The sequence below is a fragment of the Streptomyces sp. 3MP-14 genome, from assembly GCF_006334905.2.
GTDB lineage: Bacteria > Actinomycetota > Actinomycetes > Streptomycetales > Streptomycetaceae > Streptomyces > Streptomyces triticirhizae.
The window spans coordinates 243,966-260,247 of record NZ_VDLZ02000011.1 but is presented as its reverse complement, the minus strand read 5'-3'; the positions used below and the strand labels follow the sequence as shown (position 1 = coordinate 260,247).

The 16,282-nt window shown below is 75.2% G+C and carries 16 protein-coding genes; 9 read left to right on the top strand and 7 right to left on the bottom strand.

The window, feature by feature from the left end:
- Positions 1-320: 320 nt before the first annotated feature.
- Positions 321-1,244: a phosphotransferase gene (locus tag FH609_RS19790; protein ID WP_139669871.1), complete on the top strand. Its 924-nt coding sequence runs from the start codon at positions 321-323 to the stop codon at positions 1,242-1,244.
- 59 nt (positions 1,245-1,303) lie between these two features.
- Here the strand turns inward: FH609_RS19790 and ilvD are convergent, their stop codons facing one another.
- Positions 1,304-3,163: a dihydroxy-acid dehydratase gene (ilvD, locus tag FH609_RS19785; RefSeq protein WP_139669870.1), complete on the bottom strand. Its 1,860-nt coding sequence runs from the start codon at positions 3,161-3,163 to the stop codon at positions 1,304-1,306.
- Positions 3,164-3,280: 117 nt separating this feature from the next.
- Entirely contained in the window at positions 3,281-4,195 is a 915-nt protein-coding gene (locus FH609_RS19780; RefSeq protein WP_139669868.1) for a hypothetical protein, read from the bottom strand.
- Between the two features lie 36 nt (positions 4,196-4,231).
- Between FH609_RS19780 and FH609_RS19775 the strand changes: the two genes are divergently transcribed.
- Entirely contained in the window at positions 4,232-5,164 is a 933-nt protein-coding gene (locus FH609_RS19775) for a Ppx/GppA phosphatase family protein (RefSeq protein ID WP_139669866.1), read from the top strand.
- A 34-nt stretch (positions 5,165-5,198) separates the two neighbouring features.
- Here FH609_RS19775 and FH609_RS19770 read toward each other — a convergent pair whose 3' ends face one another.
- Both FH609_RS19770 and FH609_RS19765 read right to left on the bottom strand, forming a co-directional pair.
- Positions 5,199-5,936: an ABC transporter permease gene (locus tag FH609_RS19770; RefSeq protein ID WP_139669864.1), complete on the bottom strand. Its 738-nt coding sequence runs from the start codon at positions 5,934-5,936 to the stop codon at positions 5,199-5,201.
- Positions 5,933-6,754 (bottom strand): ABC transporter ATP-binding protein, encoded by an 822-nt coding sequence (locus FH609_RS19765; RefSeq protein WP_139669862.1) that lies wholly within the window; start codon positions 6,752-6,754, stop codon positions 5,933-5,935. Before FH609_RS19765 ends, FH609_RS19770 begins: the two co-directional genes overlap by 4 nt.
- Positions 6,755-6,827: 73 nt before the next feature.
- Between FH609_RS19765 and FH609_RS19760 the strand changes: the two genes are divergently transcribed.
- On the top strand, positions 6,828-7,739 hold the full coding sequence (locus FH609_RS19760) for a sugar phosphate isomerase/epimerase family protein (RefSeq protein WP_226961818.1): 912 nt from the start codon (positions 6,828-6,830) through the stop codon (positions 7,737-7,739).
- A complete protein-coding gene (locus FH609_RS19755; RefSeq protein WP_139669858.1) occupies positions 7,736-8,377 on the top strand; it encodes a TetR family transcriptional regulator in 642 nt (213 codons plus the stop codon). Before FH609_RS19760 ends, FH609_RS19755 begins: the two co-directional genes overlap by 4 nt.
- Before the next feature lie 99 nt (positions 8,378-8,476).
- Here FH609_RS19755 and FH609_RS19750 read toward each other — a convergent pair whose 3' ends face one another.
- Positions 8,477-10,084 carry a BACON domain-containing protein gene (locus FH609_RS19750; protein WP_139669856.1) on the bottom strand — a complete coding sequence of 536 codons (1,608 nt, stop codon included), beginning with the start codon at positions 10,082-10,084 and terminating at the stop codon, positions 8,477-8,479.
- 191 nt (positions 10,085-10,275) lie between these two features.
- On the opposite strand from FH609_RS19750, the gene radA reads away from it, so the two are divergent.
- From radA to FH609_RS19735, 3 genes are read left to right on the top strand one after another with little or no spacing between them, the layout of a single operon-like run.
- Positions 10,276-11,673: a DNA repair protein RadA gene (gene radA / locus FH609_RS19745; RefSeq protein WP_139669854.1), complete on the top strand. Its 1,398-nt coding sequence runs from the start codon at positions 10,276-10,278 to the stop codon at positions 11,671-11,673.
- A 44-nt stretch (positions 11,674-11,717) separates the two neighbouring features.
- Positions 11,718-12,842: a DNA integrity scanning diadenylate cyclase DisA gene (gene disA, locus FH609_RS19740; RefSeq protein WP_139669852.1), complete on the top strand. Its 1,125-nt coding sequence runs from the start codon at positions 11,718-11,720 to the stop codon at positions 12,840-12,842.
- Complete coding sequence (locus FH609_RS19735; RefSeq protein WP_139669850.1) at positions 12,842-13,177, top strand: YciI family protein; 336 nt, start codon at positions 12,842-12,844, stop codon at positions 13,175-13,177. Before disA ends, FH609_RS19735 begins: the two co-directional genes overlap by 1 nt.
- Here FH609_RS19735 and FH609_RS19730 read toward each other — a convergent pair.
- A complete protein-coding gene (locus FH609_RS19730; RefSeq protein WP_139669848.1) occupies positions 13,174-13,995 on the bottom strand; it encodes a hypothetical protein in 822 nt (273 codons plus the stop codon). The genes FH609_RS19735 and FH609_RS19730 overlap by 4 nt on opposite strands.
- Before the next feature lie 157 nt (positions 13,996-14,152).
- Between FH609_RS19730 and FH609_RS19725 the strand changes: the two genes are divergently transcribed.
- Complete coding sequence (locus tag FH609_RS19725) at positions 14,153-15,094, top strand: A/G-specific adenine glycosylase (RefSeq protein ID WP_139669845.1); 942 nt, start codon at positions 14,153-14,155, stop codon at positions 15,092-15,094.
- On the opposite strand, the gene FH609_RS19720 is transcribed toward FH609_RS19725, so the two are convergent.
- Positions 15,070-15,756, bottom strand: coding sequence for an NADPH-dependent F420 reductase (locus tag FH609_RS19720; RefSeq protein WP_139669844.1), 687 nt, complete (start codon positions 15,754-15,756; stop codon positions 15,070-15,072). The two genes, FH609_RS19725 and FH609_RS19720, sit on opposite strands and share 25 nt — an antisense overlap.
- A 104-nt stretch (positions 15,757-15,860) precedes the next feature.
- On the opposite strand from FH609_RS19720, the gene FH609_RS19715 reads away from it, so the two are divergent.
- Complete coding sequence (locus FH609_RS19715; RefSeq protein WP_139669842.1) at positions 15,861-16,244, top strand: winged helix-turn-helix transcriptional regulator; 384 nt, start codon at positions 15,861-15,863, stop codon at positions 16,242-16,244.
- The last annotated feature ends 38 nt before the right edge of the window (positions 16,245-16,282 follow it).

The following is a 16,282-nucleotide window of genomic DNA, read 5'->3' as shown; positions in this document are numbered from 1 at the left end:
GCCCCGCAGGGACCCGAACCAGCCCCGCCCCGCCCGGCAAGGGCCACCGGCAGAGCCCGGCGCAGCCGAACCAGCCCCGCAATGGCCACCGAGAAACCCGCCGCCGCCGAACCAACCCCCCAGGGGCGCACCGGGCCCCGCCCAACCGCCGGGCACGGGCCCCGCAGGGACCCGAACCAGCCCCGCCCCGCCCGGCAAGGGCTACCGCCGCCGCGCCAACCCCCCAGGGGCAACACCGGGCCCCCCGCCGGGCACGGGCCCCCAGGGGCCCGGCCCGGTCCCGTTCCGCCCGGCAAGGGCCCCGTGGGAGAGTCGTTGGCATGGCGCGGGACGGTGACGGTCCGGACTGGCTGGTCGGCTGGTGTGGGGAGCGGCTGGGGAGCGAGCCGGTGGGGCTGCTGTTCGAACGGCGGTCGATGTCGGCCGTGTTCGGGCTGCGGCTGGCCGACGGGCGGGAGGTCGTGGTGAAGGCGCGGGAGGACGACGGCCGGGCCGTCGCCTGTGTCGCCGCGCAGGCGCGGCTCGCGGAGCGGGGTTTCCCGTGTGCCCGGCCGCTCACGCCCGTGGTCCGCGTGGGCGCGCTGGTCGTGCACGCCGAGGAGTCGCGGCCCGGCGGCGCGGTGCTGCCCGGCGCCACGCCGGACGTCGCCGTGCGGTACGCGGCGGTGTTCGCGCGGCTGATGGCCGAACTGGCCGAGGTGACCGTCGCGCCGCCGTTGCCCAGCCCACGTTGGGCGCGTTGGGACCACACGGACGCCGGGCTGTGGCCGGCGATCGGCCTCCTCGACGAGCGGGACCAGCGCGCGGTGCCCGCGTTCGTCGTCGAGACGGCCGCCCGGGCCCGCCGGCGGTTGGTGGCGGCCGACCTGCCGCCCGTGCTGGGCCACGCCGACTTCGAGGCGCAGAACCTCCGTTGGCGCGACGGCGCGGTGTGGGCCGTGCACGACTGGGACAGCCTGGCGTGGCAGCCGGAGGCGGCCCTGGTCGGCGCCGCCTCGGGGACGTTCGCCAGCGACTCGCCGCCGACGCTGGCGCCGGTAGCGAGTTCCGCCGCGTTCCTGACCGCCTACCAGGAACTCCGGGGGCGTCCGTTCACCGTGGCGGAACGGGAGGTCGCCTGGGCCGCCAGCCTGTGGCCGGCGGCCCACAACGCCCGCTGGGAGGCCCTGCACGGCGACCGCCCGGAGTGCGGCGACGCCCTCCGGGCCCAGGCCGCCGAGCGCCTGCGCCGGGCGAACGCCTGAGCCGGACCGGCCCCGGCGAACGCCCCGCGCGTTCCAAGAACGGCAAGCGCCGCAGGCGTTCAGCCGTTGAGGCCGTCGAGGTTGCCGAGGCCGCTGAGGTCGCGCACCGCGCCCCGGTCCGCGCTGGTCGCCATCGCCGCGTAGGCGCGCAGCGCCTGCGAGACCTTGCGGTCGCGGGACTTCGGCGCGTACCGGCCGTTCAGTTCGGCGCGGCGGCGGTCCAACTCCTCCTGCGGCACCTTCAGTTCGAGCGCCCGGGACGGGATGTCGATGCGGATGGGGTCACCGTCGCGCACCAGCGCGATCGTGCCGCCGGCCGCCGCCTCGGGCGAGGCGTGGCCGATGGACAGGCCCGAGGTGCCGCCGGAGAAGCGGCCGTCCGTGATCAGCGCGCACTTGGCGCCCAGGCCGCGCCCCTTGAGGAAGGACGTCGGGTACAGCATCTCCTGCATTCCCGGGCCGCCCCTGGGGCCCTCGTACCGGACGACGACCACGTCGCCCTCCTTGACCCGCTTGGTGAGGATCGCCTCCACGGCCTCCTCCTGGGACTCGACGACCACCGCCGGGCCCTCGAAGGTCCAGATCGACTCGTCGACGCCGGCGGTCTTCACCACGCTGCCGTCCTCGGCGAGGTTCCCGTAGAGCACGGCCAGGCCGCCCTCGGCCGAGTAGGCGTGGGCCAGGTCCCTGATGCAGCCGTTCTCGGCGTCGGTGTCCAGCGTGTCCCACCGCTCGGACTGGGAGAACGCCTCGGCGGAACGGACGCAGCCGGGCGCCGCGTGGAACAGCTCGACCGCCTCGGGCGAGGGCGACCCGCCCCTGATGTCCCAGGACTTGAGCCAGTCGGCGAGCGAGTCGCTGTGCACGGTGTGCACGTCCTCGTTGAGCAGGCCGGCCCGGTACAGCTCGCCCAGGATGGCGGGGATGCCGCCGGCGCGGTGCACGTCCTCCATGTAGTAGGTGCCGTTGGGCGCGACCTTGGAGAGGCAGGGCACCCGGCGGGAGAGCGCGTCGATCTCCCTGAGCCCGAAGTCCAGCTCGGCCTCCTGGGCGGCGGCCAGCAGGTGGAGGATGGTGTTGGTGGAGCCGCCCATCGCGATGTCCAGGGTCATCGCGTTCTCGAACGCCGCCCGCGAGCCGACCGCGCGCGGCAGCACGGTGGCGTCGTCGTCCTCGTAGAAGCGGCGGGTGATCTCCACCACGTTCCGGCCGGCGGCCTCGTAGAGGGAACGGCGGGCGGTGTGGGTGGCCAGCACCGAGCCGTTGCCGGGGAGGGAGAGGCCGATGGCCTCGGTCAGGCAGTTCATCGAGTTGGCGGTGAACATGCCGGAACAGGAGCCGCAGGTGGGACAGGCGTTCTCCTCGATCCTGGCCAGGTCCTCGTCGGAGACGGAGTCGTTGGCCGCCTCCGACATGGCGCTGATCAGGTCGAGCTTGCGGACGGTGCCGTCGACCAGCGTGGTGGTGCCGGACTCCATGGGGCCGCCGGAGACGAAGACCGTCGGGATGTTGAGCCGCATCGCGGCCATCAGCATCCCGGGCGTGATCTTGTCGCAGTTGGAGATGCAGATCAGGGCGTCGGCGCAGTGCGCCTCCACCATGTACTCCACGGAGTCGGCGATCAGGTCGCGGGACGGCAGGGAGTAGAGCATCCCGCCGTGTCCCATGGCGATGCCGTCGTCCACGGCGATGGTGTTGAACTCGCGGGGGATGCCGCCCGCCTCCTTGATCGCCTCGGAGACGATCCGGCCGACGGGCTGGAGGTGGGTGTGGCCGGGCACGAACTCGGTGAAGCTGTTCGCCACGGCGATGATCGGCTTGCCGAAGTCCTCCCGGGCTACCCCGGCGGCGCGGAGCAGGGCGCGGGCGCCCGCCATGTTGCGGCCGTGGGTGACGGTTCTGGACCTCAGGCTGCCCATGATGATGCCTCTCCTCGCGAGACGGTGCGGCTACCTCCCCGAGGCTACGCCCGCGCGCCGCGTTCCGGGACGGCAATACCGGCATCCGGACAGGGCACGCGGGCGCACGCCGGCGCCCTAAACACCCGGTACGGGGTCCGCCGGGTGGGGTGCCAGCAGGGGGAGGGAGCGGGCGCCGGGCGGGGTGACGTTCTGGGTGGCCAGGCGGGCCTCGCACAACTCGACGAGCTGGTCGTACCCGTCCTTGCCCATCAGCTCGACCAGTTCGGCGCGGTAGGTGACGAACAGCGGCTCGGCCGCCCCGTGCGCGGCCGGCGCGCCCGTGCACCACCAGTGCAGGTCGTGGCCGCCGCCGCCCCAGCCCCTGCGGTCGTACTCGCCGATGGAGACGCAGAGCTTCTGCTCGCCGTCGGGCTGCTCCACCCACTCGTAGGTGCGGCGGACCGGCAGCTGCCAGCAGACGTCGGGCTTGGTCTCCAGCGGCTCTCGCCCCTCGGAGAGCGCCAGGATGTGCAGCGAGCAGCCCTCCCCGCCGGGGAAGCCCGGGCGGTTGAGGAAGACGCAGGCGCCCTGGTGGCGGCGGGTGCGCCGCTCGCCGTCCTCGTCCAACTCCACCCATCCGGCACGGGAGTTGCCCTCCGGGTGGAACTGCCACTGCTCGGGGGTGAGCCGGGCGGCGTGCCCGGCGACCCGCTGCTCGTCCTCCTCGTCGGAGAAGTGCGCGCCCAGCGTGCAGCAGCCGTCGCTGGCGCGGCCCGGCTGGATGCCCTGGCAGCCGCGGCCGAAGACGCAGCTCCAGCGGGAGGTCAGCCAGGTCAGGTCGCAGCGGAAGTACTGCTCGGGGTCGGTCGGGTCGGGGAACTCGACCCAGGCCCTGGGGTGGTCGAGCGCCACCTCCTCGCCGGCGGCCCGGCGCCGGGCGCCGTCCCACGTGCCGCCGCGCGCTTCCGTGCCGCCGCGCGCCTCCACGCCGTCGCGTTCGCCGTCCGCCGGGGCGCTTCTGTCCGGCTTCGCCCTCTTCGTCTTCGCCACACCGCCAGGGTAGAGGGCGGGGTAGCGTTGACGGTCATGAGACTCGGAGTTCTCGACGTGGGTTCCAACACGGTTCACCTGCTGGTGGTTGACGCCCATCCCGGCGCCCGCCCCCTGCCCGCCTACTCCCACAAGGCGGAGCTGCGGCTGGCCGAACTGCTCGACGAGAAGGGCGCGATCAGCCCGGCCGGCGTGGACCGGCTGGTGGCCACCGTCCGGGAGGCCTTGGAGGTGGCGGAGGAGCACGGGGTGGCCGACCTGCTGCCGTTCGCGACCTCGGCGGTGCGCGAGTCAGGCAACGCCGAGCAGGTGCTGGCCCGCGTCGCGGCCGAGACGGGGGTGGCGCTCCAGGTGCTCTCCGGCGCGGACGAGGCGCGGCTGACGTTCCTCGCCGCGCGGCGCTGGCTGGGCTGGTCGGCCGGCCGGCTGCTGCTCTTCGACATCGGCGGCGGCTCCCTGGAGATCGCCTACGGGATGGACGAGGCGCCGGATGTCGCGGTCTCGCTGCCGTTGGGCGCGGGCCGGCTGACGGCGGCCCGGCTGCCCGGCGACCCGCCCGCCTCGTCCGACGTGCGGGCGCTGCGGCGCGATGTGCGCACCGAAGTGGCGGGCGTGGTCGGCCAGTTCAGCCGGCTGGGGGCGCCGGACCGGGTGGTGGCCACCTCGAAGACGTTCAAGCAGCTGGCGCGGGTCGCCGGCGCGGCCCGCTCGACCGAGGGCCAGCTGGTGCGCCGCCAGCTGGCCCGCGCCGACCTGCGGGTGTGGAGCCAGAAGCTGGCCGAGCTGCCGGTCGCGGAGCGGCGGGAGCTGCCGGGCGTCTCGCCGGGGCGGGCCCGGCAGCTGCTCGCGGGGGCGCTGGTGGCGGAGGCGGCGATGGACCTCTTCGGCGTGGAGTCGCTGGAGATCTGCCCCTGGGCGCTGCGCGAGGGCGTGATCCTGCGCCGCCTTGACCGGATGCGCGCCCCCTGAGCCAGAGAGACGCCGCGAGCCGGCGCGCGTCGCCTCAGTTCGTGCGCCGGCGCAACGTGGCGGCGCCCAGCGCGAGCACCGCCAGGGCGACCCCGCTGACCACCACCGCGTCCCGCACATAGTCGCCGGTGACCTCGCTCTGGCGCAGCACCTCGTTCATGCCGTCCACCGAGTACGACATCGGCAGCACGTTGGAGGCGTACTCCAGCACCGGCTGCATCGTCTCGCGCGGCGCGAACAGCCCGCAGAGCAGCAGCTGCGGGAAGATCAGCGCCGGCAGGAACTGCACGGCCTGGAACTCCGAGGACGCGAACGCCGAGACGAACAGGCCGAGCGCCGTGCCCAGCAGGGCGTTGAGCACCGCGACCAACAGCAGCAGCCAGGGCGAGCCGGCCACGTCCAGGTCGAGCAGCCAGAGCGCGACCCCGGTGGCCAGCGCCGCCTGGAGCGCGGCGAAGAGGCTGAACGCCAGCGCGTAGCCGACGATCAGGTCGCCCTTGCCCAGCGGCATCACCAGCAGCCGCTCCAGGGTGCCCGAGGTCCGCTCGCGGAGCGTGGCGATCGAGGTGACCAGGAACATGGTGATCATCGGAAAGATCCCCAGCAGCGAGGAGCCGATGAAGTCGAACGAGCCGGGGTCGGCGTCGAAGACATAGCGCAGCAGCACCAGCAGCAGCACGGGCACCAGCAGCAACAGGGCGATGGTGCGCGGGTCCTGGCGCAGCTGGGCCAGGACCCGGCGGGCGGTGGCGAGGGTGCGGGCGAGGCTCATCGTCGGGGCTCCCGTTCGTGGTCGGGGTCGGCCGGGCCGGCGGCGCCCCGTTCGTTGTCGGAGTCGGCCGCCACCAGGGCGAGGAACGCGCCCTCGACCGAGTCGGCCCCGCCGCGGCGGCGCAGCGCCTCGGGGGTGCCGTCGGCGAGGACCCGGCCCTCGCGCATCAGGACCAGCCGCTCGCAGCGGTCGGCCTCGTCCATCACATGGGACGAGATGAGCAGCGTGGTGCCGCGCTCCTCGGCGAGCCGGTGGAACAGCTGCCACAGCGCGTTGCGCAGCACCGGGTCGAGGCCGACGGTCGGCTCGTCGAGGACCAGCAGCTCGGGGGTGCCGAGCAGGGCGGCGGCCAGCGAGACCCTGGAGCGTTGGCCGCCGGAGAGGTCCCTGGTCAGGGCGGTGGCGTGGCGGGCCAGGTCCACCTCGTCCAGCACCCGTTCGACCTCGCGGGGCCGCTCGGCGCGCGGCAGGCCGAGGACGGCGGCGAAGTAGTCGAGGTTCCCCCGGACGGTGAGGTCGGCGTAGACCGAGGGCGCCTGGGTGACATAGCCGAGGCGCGGGCGGAGCGCGGGCGCGCCGGCCGGCTCGCCGAGCACCTCCAGGGTGCCGGTGACCCGGCTCTGGGCGCCGACGATCGCCCGCATCAACGTGGTCTTCCCGCAGCCCGAGGGCCCCAGCAGGCCCGTGACGCTGCCGGCCGGCACGGCGAAGTCCAGGCCGCGCAGCACCTCGCGCCGTCCGCGCGTCACCCGCAACCCGCTTGCCCGAACGGCCGGTTGGTCGCCAGGGGAGCCCCCTTCGGCGATTTTATTAATCATGCGTTTAATTATTCTCCCGGTGCCGGCCCGCCGTCAAGCCGGCCCGCCCTTCCGGACGCGTAGGCTGGTCGCCGTGGCAGATCCAGAACCCGTCGGCGAGGTGAAGGTCGGGCTCTCGACGGCCTCCGTCTACCCGGAGAACACGGCCGCCGCCTTCGAGATAGCCGGCAGGCTCGGCTACGACGGGGTCGAGGTCATGGTGTGGACGGACCCGGTGAGCCAGGACGTCGAGGCGCTGCGGCGCCTCTCCGAGGAACACGAGGTGCCGGTGCTCGCCGTGCACGCGCCCTGCCTGCTGGTCACCCAGCGCGTGTGGTCCACCGACCCGTGGCGGAAGCTGCTCACCGCGCGGGCCGCCGCCGAGCGCCTCGGCGCCGACACCGTGGTGGTCCACCCGCCGTTCCGCTGGCAGCGCGCCTACGCCAAGGGCTTCGTCGAGGGCATCGCGCGGCTCGACGCGGAGGCCGACGCCGGCGGCGGGGTCCGCTTCGCCGTCGAGAACATGTACCCCTGGCGCTACCGCGACCGCGAGGTGCAGGCGTACGCCCCCGGCTGGGACGTCACCGACGAGGACTACCCGCGTCTGACGCTGGACGTCTCGCACGCCGCGACCGCCAGGACCGACGCGCTCGCCCTCGCCGAACGGATGGGCGAGCGGCTGACCCATGTGCACATCGGCGACGGCTCGGGCTCCGGCAAGGACGAACACCTGGTCCCCGGGCGCGGCGCGCAGCCCTGCGCCGGGGTGCTGTCCCGACTGGCCGCCACCGGCTACCGGGGCCATGTGATCGCCGAGATCAACACCCGCCGGGCCATGTCGGCCCGCGAGCGGGAGGCCGACCTGGCCGAGACGCTGGCCTTCACCCGCCTGCACCTGGCCCGCCCAGCCCTGACCCCGCCCGGCGGGGAGCGCCCCCGGGAGGCACGCCCACGCGAGGAGCGTTCCCGGGAGGAGCGTTCCTCCCGGGAGGAGCCGAGCCGATGAGCACCGTCCCGGGCCGCCGCCGGGGCCGCCCCTCCCTGGCCGAGCGGGCGGCGGGCGAACCCGGCACCAGGGAACGCATCCTGGACTCCGCCCGCACCGAGTTCGCCCGCCGGGGCTTCGACCTCGCCTCCGTCCGCGCCATCGCCAGGGGCGCCGACGTCAACCCGGCGCTGGTGCACCACTACTTCGGCACCAAGGAGGGCGTCTTCGCCGCCGCGGTGCACGCGGCGACCGAGTCCGCCGTGCGGGTCCTGACCGAGGAGACGCTCCCCGGCCTCGACGTGCTGGGCGGGCACTTCACCCGGGTCTTCTTCTCGATCTGGGAGACCCCGAGAACCCGCGACCCGCTGCTGGCCGTCCTCCGCTCGGCGGTGAACAACGAGACGGCCGCCGGCATCTTCCGCGCGGCCGTCACGGAGGAGCTGCTGGCCCGGGTGGCCGGCCAGGTGCCCGGGCCCGACGCCAGGCTGCGCGTGGAGCTGGCGGCGATGCAGCTCGTCGGGACCGCGCTCGGCCGCTATGTGTTGGAGATCGAGCCGCTGGCCAGCACCGACGTCGAGATCCTGGTCGAGCGCCTGGCGCCCGTCGTCCAGCACCACCTCACCGGGGCACCGGGCACGCCCCCGCCCGCCGCCTGAGCGAACGGGCGGAGGGGGCCGCCCGTTCGCACCACACCGGGAACGGCCTCAGGCCGGGCGCGGCCTCACGCCGGGCGCGGCCTCACGCCGGGCGCGGCCTCACGCCGGGCGCGGCTGGGGAACGGGCTCCTCCGTCGGCGGCTCGGTCGGCTCCTCCTCGGGCGGCTCAGCCGGGTCATCCGGCGGCTCCTCACCGCCCGGCTCCCCGCCCGTGCCCTCGACGGTGACCCGGGTGCCCGTCGGCTCGACGGTGACCGAGGCCGACCAGGGCCCGGCCGGCTGGCGCGCCGTGTCGACCAACACCTCGATCACCAGCGTCTCCCCCGGCCAGAGCGTGCCCGATGAGCGGCCGAGCAGCAGCCAGTCGGCGTCCGCCGTCGCCGTCCAGCTCACCGGGGAGCCGCCGGAGACCGTGAGCGTCAGCAGGGTGCCGGAGTCCGTGGTCACCGCGTCGACGGACAGCTCGCCCGGGGCCGGCGTCGTGGGCTCCTCGGGCTCGGCCTCCCGGCTCTCCTCCCGCTCGGGCGAGGACTCGGCCGACGGCTGGTGGCCCCGGCGGTCCGCCCGCTCGTCCTCCGTGGGCTCCTCGGGCAGCGCGGGCCGCGACGCGTCGCGCTCCCCGTTCGGCTGCCGCCGGGCGCCGCCGCCCCCGTCGTCCACCGGCTCGTCGGGCGCGCTGGCCGACATCCCCTCCAGCTCGGCGGCCTCGCCCGTCACCGGCGCGCCCCGGTAGGCGGCCCACAGCGCCAACACCGGCGCCGCCAGCACCGTGGCGACCACCGTGCCGGTGACGGCCCGGCCGCGCAGCCGCTCACGCCGCGCGGCGCGGTCCCGCTCCGGCACCGGGAAGCCCAACCGGTCCCAGCGCGGCCCCGGTTGGGAGCGCGCCCGGCGCACCGCCAGGCGCGCGGCGTGCACGGCGGGCCGGGGGGCGCGCACCACCGCGAGCCGCGCCCGGCCGGCCGGCGCCGTCCCCGGCCAGCCGAGACCGGCCATGGCGCGCTGCGCCACCAGCCGGCAGGCCGGGCACTCGTCCACGTGGCGCACCAACTCCCGCCGCAGCGTGGGGCCGAGCAGCACCCGGCGGTCGTCGCCGGAGAGCGTGGCCATCGCCGGGCAGTGCGCCGAGTCGACGGCGGCCAGCGCGGCGGTGGTCCGTTCGACCTCGCAGGTCGCCGTGGTCAGCAGGGCGCGCGCCGCCTGGTCGGTCAGCCGCAGCACCCGGGCCACCTCGGCCGGCGTCAGCCGGTGCCGCACCGCCAACTCCAGCGCCTCGCGCTGCTCGTGGCTGGTGCCGGCGGCCTCGGGCCAGGCCAGCATCGCCAGCTCCCGGCGCCGCTGGGCGTCCTCCCCGACGGCGCGCGGGCCGGCGCCCAAGCCGCGTTCGCGCTGGAGCGCGAGCCGGCGCAGGCAGCACCAGCGCACCAGCGCGTAGAGCCAGGAACGCGCCACCTCCGGCGCCTCGGGCCGCCGCCCGCGCTCCTGCTGCCGCTCGGCCAGCGCCAACGCCTCGCCCAACGCGGCGATGGCGGCGTCGTGTTCGCACATCACCGAGAGGCAGTAGGTGAAGAGCCCGTCCAGGTCGGCGTCGGCATAGGCCGCCGGGCGCGCGGCACGTCGGGCGCGCGGCCCCGGGGAGGCGGCGCGCCGGGGACTCCTCCCCGACAACCCGGTCAACGTCGAGGGTTGGGCGCGGCAGCTGGTCATCACCTGGTGACGTTAGGCGCCCGGCGGCCAACCGGCTTAGCTGGGCGCCCCAGGTTCCCCCCAACGGGTGAAGTCCGGGGAGCCGGCGCGACGTTCGGGGGCGCGTTCGCGAACGGCGCGGGAGCGGCGGGGGAACGGGTGGCGCCGGGTGCCGGGTCGGGCTGTCAGTGGGCGGCGGTAGCGTTCCGCCCATGGCTCGTAAAGGTGACCGTCCGGCGTATCGCTGCACCGAGTGCGGCTGGTCCACGGGGAAGTGGCTGGGCCGCTGCCCCGAGTGCCACGCCTGGGGCACGGTCGAGGAGGTCGGCGGCACGCCCGCCGTGCGCACGGTCGCCGCGACGCGGGTGGCCTCGCCCGCGCTGCCGATCGGGCAGGTGGACGGCGGCGCGGTGGCGGCCAGGAGCACGGGCGTCCCGGAGCTCGACCGGGTGCTGGGCGGCGGCCTGGTGCCGGGCGCCGTGGTGCTGCTGGCGGGCGAGCCGGGCGTCGGCAAGTCCACGCTGCTGCTGGACGTGGCGGCCAAGGCCGCCTCCGAGGCCCGCCCCACGCTGTACATCACGGGCGAGGAGTCCGCCGGCCAGGTGCGGATGCGGGCGGACCGGATCGGCGCCATCGACGACCACCTGTATCTGGCGGCCGAGACCGATCTGGGCGCGGTGCTCGGCCAGTTGGACGCGGTCAAGCCGGCGCTCCTGGTGCTGGACTCGGTGCAGACGGTGGCCTCGGGCGAGGTGGACGGCGCGCCCGGCGGGGTGGCCCAGGTGCGGGAGGTCGCGGGCGCGCTGATCCGGGCGTCCAAGGAGCGCGGGATGTCCACGGTGCTGGTGGGCCATGTCACCAAGGACGGCGCCATCGCCGGCCCCCGCCTGCTGGAGCACCTGGTGGACGTGGTGCTGCACTTCGAGGGCGACCGGCACGCCAGGCTCCGCCTGGTGCGCGGCGTGAAGAACCGCTACGGCGCGACGGACGAGGTGGGCTGCTTCGAACTGCACGACGAGGGCATCACCTCGCTCGCCGATCCGTCGGGCCTCTTCCTGACCCGCAGGGACGAGCCGGTGCCCGGCACCTGCCTCACGGTCACCCTGGAGGGCCGCCGCCCGCTGGTCGCCGAGGTGCAGTCGCTGACGGTCGACAGCCAGATTCCGTCCCCCCGGCGCACCACCTCCGGCCTGGAGAACTCGCGGGTGTCGATGATGCTGGCCGTTCTGGAGCAGCGCGGCCAGATATCCGCCCTGGGGAAGAACGACATCTACACGGCTACGGTCGGCGGCGTGCGGCTCTCCGAGCCGGCGGCCGACCTCGCGGTCGCCCTCGCGCTGGCCAGCGCCGCCAGCGCGACGCCCCTCCCGAAGAACCTGGTGGCCATCGGCGAGGTCGGGCTCGCCGGCGAGGTGCGGCGGGTCACCGGGGTGCAGCGGCGGCTGGCCGAAGCGTCCCGGCTGGGCTTCGGGCACGCGTTGGTGCCGGTCGACTCGGGCGAGGTGCCCGGGGACATGCGGGTGCTTGAGGTCGCCAATATCGGGGAGGCGCTGGGTGTGTTGCCGGCCTATCGGGCGGAGTCCCCCGGCCGGCAGAGGGCACGCCGGTAGACTCGGCGGCGCAGAAGCGCGGTTTTCGTCCCCCGGAGGAGTCCATGGCAGCCAGCGACCGGCCGGCGAACCCCGGCAGGGCCGGGGGTGGCTCGGGAGCGGACAGCCTGCTGCGCGCGGCGCTCAGCGCGGTCGCGCCCGGCACCCAGCTGCGGGACGGCCTGGAGCGCATCCTGCGGGGGAACACGGGCGGCCTGATCGTTCTGGGAGTGGACCGCACGGTCGAGTCGCTGTGCACGGGCGGCTTCGTGCTGGACGTCGAGTTCACCGCGACCCGGCTGCGGGAGCTGTGCAAGCTGGACGGCGCGGTGATCGTGGACCGGGACATCTCCCGGATCGTGCGGGCCGGGGTGCAGCTGGTGCCCGACCCGTCCATCCCCACCGAGGAGACCGGCACCCGGCACCGCACGGCGCAGCGGGTCTCCATCCAGACCGGCTTCCCGGTGGTCTCCGTCAGCCAGTCGATGCGCCTGGTGGCGCTCTATGTCGACGGCCAGCGGCGGGTGTTGGAGGATTCGGGCGCGATCCTGTCCCGGGCCAACCAGGCGCTGGCCACGCTGGAGCGCTACAAGCTGCGGCTGGACGAGGTCGCCGGCACGCTCTCCGCGCTGGAGATCGAGGACCTGGTGACGGTCAGGGACGTGGCGGCGGTCGCGCAGCGGCTGGAGATGGTCCGCCGGATCGCCGTGGAGATCGCCGAGTACGTGGTGGAGCTGGGCACCGACGGCCGGCTGCTCTCGCTCCAGCTGGACGAGCTGATCGCCGGGGTCGAGCCCGAACGGCAGCTGATCGTCCGCGACTACCTCCCGGAGTCCGGCGGCAAGCGGTCCCGCAAGGTCGGCACCGCGCTGGCCGAGCTGGACGGCCTCGGCCACGCCGAGTTGCTCGAACTGGCGCTGGTGGCCAGGGCGTTGGGGTACAGCGTCGCGCCGGAGTCGCTGGACACGGCGGTCTCGCCGCGCGGCTTCCGGCTGCTGGCCAAGATCCCCCGGCTGCCTGGGCTGGTCATCGACCGGCTCGTCGACCACTTCGGTGGCCTCCAGAAGCTGCTGGCCGCCAGCGTGGACGACCTCCAGGCGGTGGACGGCGTCGGCGAGACCAGGGCCCGTTCGGTCCGCGAGGGCCTCTCCCGGCTGGCCGAGTCCTCGATCCTGGAACGCTACGTCTGATGCCCCCGGCCGCCGGGAAGGTCCCGCCGCTGCACCTGCTGGCGCTGCGCTACACGGCCTCCGAGCGGGAGGCCGCGCCGCATGTCGCCGACCATGTGGCGTTCCTGGAACGCCACCACGCCGAGGGCGTCTTCCTGCTGTCCGGGCAGACCGTGCCCACCGAGGACGGCGGCGTGATCCTGGTCGCCGGCGTGGACCGGGCCACGGCCGAGGCCGTGGCGGCGCGCGACCCGTTCGTCCGCGCGGGCGTCGCCCGCTACACCGTGACCACCGTCGAACCCGGCCGCGTCCACCCGGCGTTGGCCGCGCTCCTGGGCACGGCCGGGCTTCCCTAGTCGGCCTCCAGCCGGAACGAGGTCTGGGCGACCGGGTAGCCCGCCAGCTGGGCCTCGGCCAGATAGGTGCCGGGCGAGGCGGCCGGGCCCTGGTCCTGCTCGCAGTCGGCCACCGAGTGGCGCAGGTCCCAGGTGACCGTGTGGTCGGCGGTGCCGCCGGCGGAGACGACCGTGGGCAGGGCGGCGGCGACGGTCGGGCAGTCGGCGGACGACCACACCTCGTTGTCCTCGTCGTCGGCGAGGGTGAGCATCAACGCCTGGTGGCCGAAGTCCAGTTGGCAGGAGGCCGCGCCGGCGTTGCGTGCGGTGAGCCGCAGCTCGGGGCGCTGCCCCGGGGCGTAGTCGTTGGCGTCGCTGCGCAGCGAGAGCGTGACCTCGGACGGGTCGCAGTCCGGCACGCCGCCGCCACCGCCGCCGTTCCCGCCGCTCTCCCCGTTGCCGCCGTCGTCCGTGCCGCCGGAACCGGCGGAGCCCTCGTCGCCGCCGGCGGAGACGCCGTTGCCGCCGTCGTCCTCGCCGTCCGAGCCGCCGGCGTCGTCGCCCTCGCCGCCCTCGTCGTCCTGCCCGTCCTCGTCGCCGTCCTCGCGGCCGCCAGGGCGCTCCTCGATCAGCGACTCCGAGGGCGTGGGCCCCGGGGTGATCGACTCGGCCGGCCCCTTGCCGTCGTCCTGGCCGGCCGGGTCGGCGCCGCCACCCGTCGAACGCACCGCCCAGAAGACGAGCAGGAGCACCACCGCGAGCAGCAGCAGCACCACCGCCCTGCGGCGCCAGTAGATGGCGGAGGGCAACGGGCCGACCGGAGTTCGCAGTGATCCCACGCGGAAACCTTACGAGACTTCGGCCACACCCGAATGCCCCACCCTCGGCTTGCCAGGACACCGTTCCGTATCAACACCCCGCGCCAGCACGTACCAACACGCGCGAGGCGCCGTCCGCTTTGTGCCGTGGCCCGCTCATGCCAGGATCGCCCTTGCCATGACTGCGACGACTGCGACGACTGCGACTGACACAGCGCCGGGCGGGGCGTCCCTCGGGACCGACCCCGTCGCCCTGCACGCGCCGGTGATCGAGTGGTTCCACCACAACGCCCGTGACCTGCCCTGGCGACGGCCCGAAGCCGGCGCGTGGGGCGTCATGGTGAGCGAGTTCATGCTCCAACAGACGCCGGTCAGCCGGGTGCTGCCGGTCTACGAGGAGTGGATGCGGCGCTGGCCGCGCCCCGCCGACCTGGCCGCCGAGCCGGCCGGCGAGGCGGTCCGCGCCTGGGGCCGCCTCGGCTACCCACGCCGGGCCCTGAGGCTGCACGGGGCGGCGGCCGCCATAGCGGAACGGCACGGCGGCGAGGTTCCCACCGACCACCACCAGCTGCTGGCGCTGCCCGGCGTCGGCGAGTACACGGCGGCGGCGGTCGCCTCCTTCGCCTACGGACAGCGGCACGCGGTGCTCGACACCAATGTGCGAAGGGTGTTCGCCCGCGCCGTCACCGGCACGGAGTACCCGCCGAACGCGACCACGGCCGCCGAACGCAAGCTCGCCAGGCTGCTGTTGCCCGACGAACCGGAGACGGCGGCCCGTTGGGCGGCCGCCACCATGGAGCTGGGCGCGCTGTTGTGCACGGCGCGCACGCCGGACTGCGGGCGCTGCCCGATCCTGGAACAGTGCGCCTGGCGGCGCGCCGGCGCACCCGCGCACCAGGGTCCACCGCGCCGGGGCCAGACCTATGTCGGCACCGACCGGCAGGTGCGCGGCAAGCTGCTCGCCGTGCTGCGGGAGATGCCGGGGCCGGTGCCCCGCGCCGCCCTGGACCGGGTCTGGCACGACCCGGAGCAACGGTCGCGCGCGCTGGGCGGCCTGCTCAGCGACGGCCTGATCGAACGGCTGCCCGACGGGCGTTACCGGCTGCCGGGCTCCGACTGAGCGTCGCCGGGTGGGCCGGCCGCATAGGCCAACGGCGGCAGCATCGCCCGCGCGTCCTCGCCCGCGCCCACCCACAGCCCGATCACCAACGCGGCCGTCGCCTCCAGCAGTCCGGCCCTGGCCAGGCCGCCGCCGTTCTGCGGCACACCGCCCATGTCGCGCACCAGCCGGCCGACGGCGGCGACCGCCGCCGGGTCGTCCCCGGCCAGCGGCACCCCGAGCGGGACCCCGTCGAAGACCGGCGGGGTCATCCGCCAGACGTCCTCGTGACAGAGGTTGAACCCCTTCACCACCCGCGCGCCCGGCGCCGCCGCCGCGACCCGCTCGGCCATCGAACGGCCGTCGCCCTCGGCCAGCACGAAGCCCTCCACCACCGGGTTGACGCAGTCCACCAGCACCCGCCCGGCGAGGGCGCCCTCGCCGGCGCCGGCGGCGGCCAGCGCGGCGAAGACGCCCTCGGCGCGGATTGCGAGCAGCGCCACCTCCCCGAACCGCGCCGCCTCGCCGAACGTGCCGGCCTCGGCGCCGGCCCCCAGCCGCGCCGCGAGCGCCGCCGCGCGGGTTCGGTCCCGCCCGCTGACCATCAGCCGGTGTCCGGCCCGCGCCCACTGCGCGCCGAGCGCCTCGGCCATCCGGCCGGCGCCCAGAATCCCGATCCGCATGGGAATTCCCCTTCCGTCCCCGGCGGTTGTCGCCTGGGGTGACCATCGGAGCGTAGACAGACCGAAAGGCACCGTTCGGTAACCGAGAACGCCAGGAGACGACCATGCCCGCGTTTATCGCCGACTGCCCGGCGCGGCTGACGTTCGACCTGCTGGGCAACACCTGGAACGGCGTGGTGCTCTGGGCCCTGCGCGACGGCCCGACCCGGCCGGCCACGCTGCGCCGCCGCATCGGCGGCATCAGCAACAAGGTCCTCACCGAGACGCTGCGCCGGCTGGAACGGAACGGGCTGGTCGCCAGGGAGCGCTACCGCGAGGCGCCGCCCCGAGTCGAGTACCGCCTGACCCCGCTGGGCGAGACCCTCCTCCCCACCCTCCAGGCCGCCGGCGACTGGGCCCAGGCGCTTGCCGCGCGGGAAGAGGAGGCGGCAGCGCCGCCCAGGCGGCGCTCCGCGCCGCAAGAGAGAGCCGCCGGCGGGCGGCGGTAGGGCGACCGCCCAGCCTGGGCGGCGTTCGCGCCAACGGC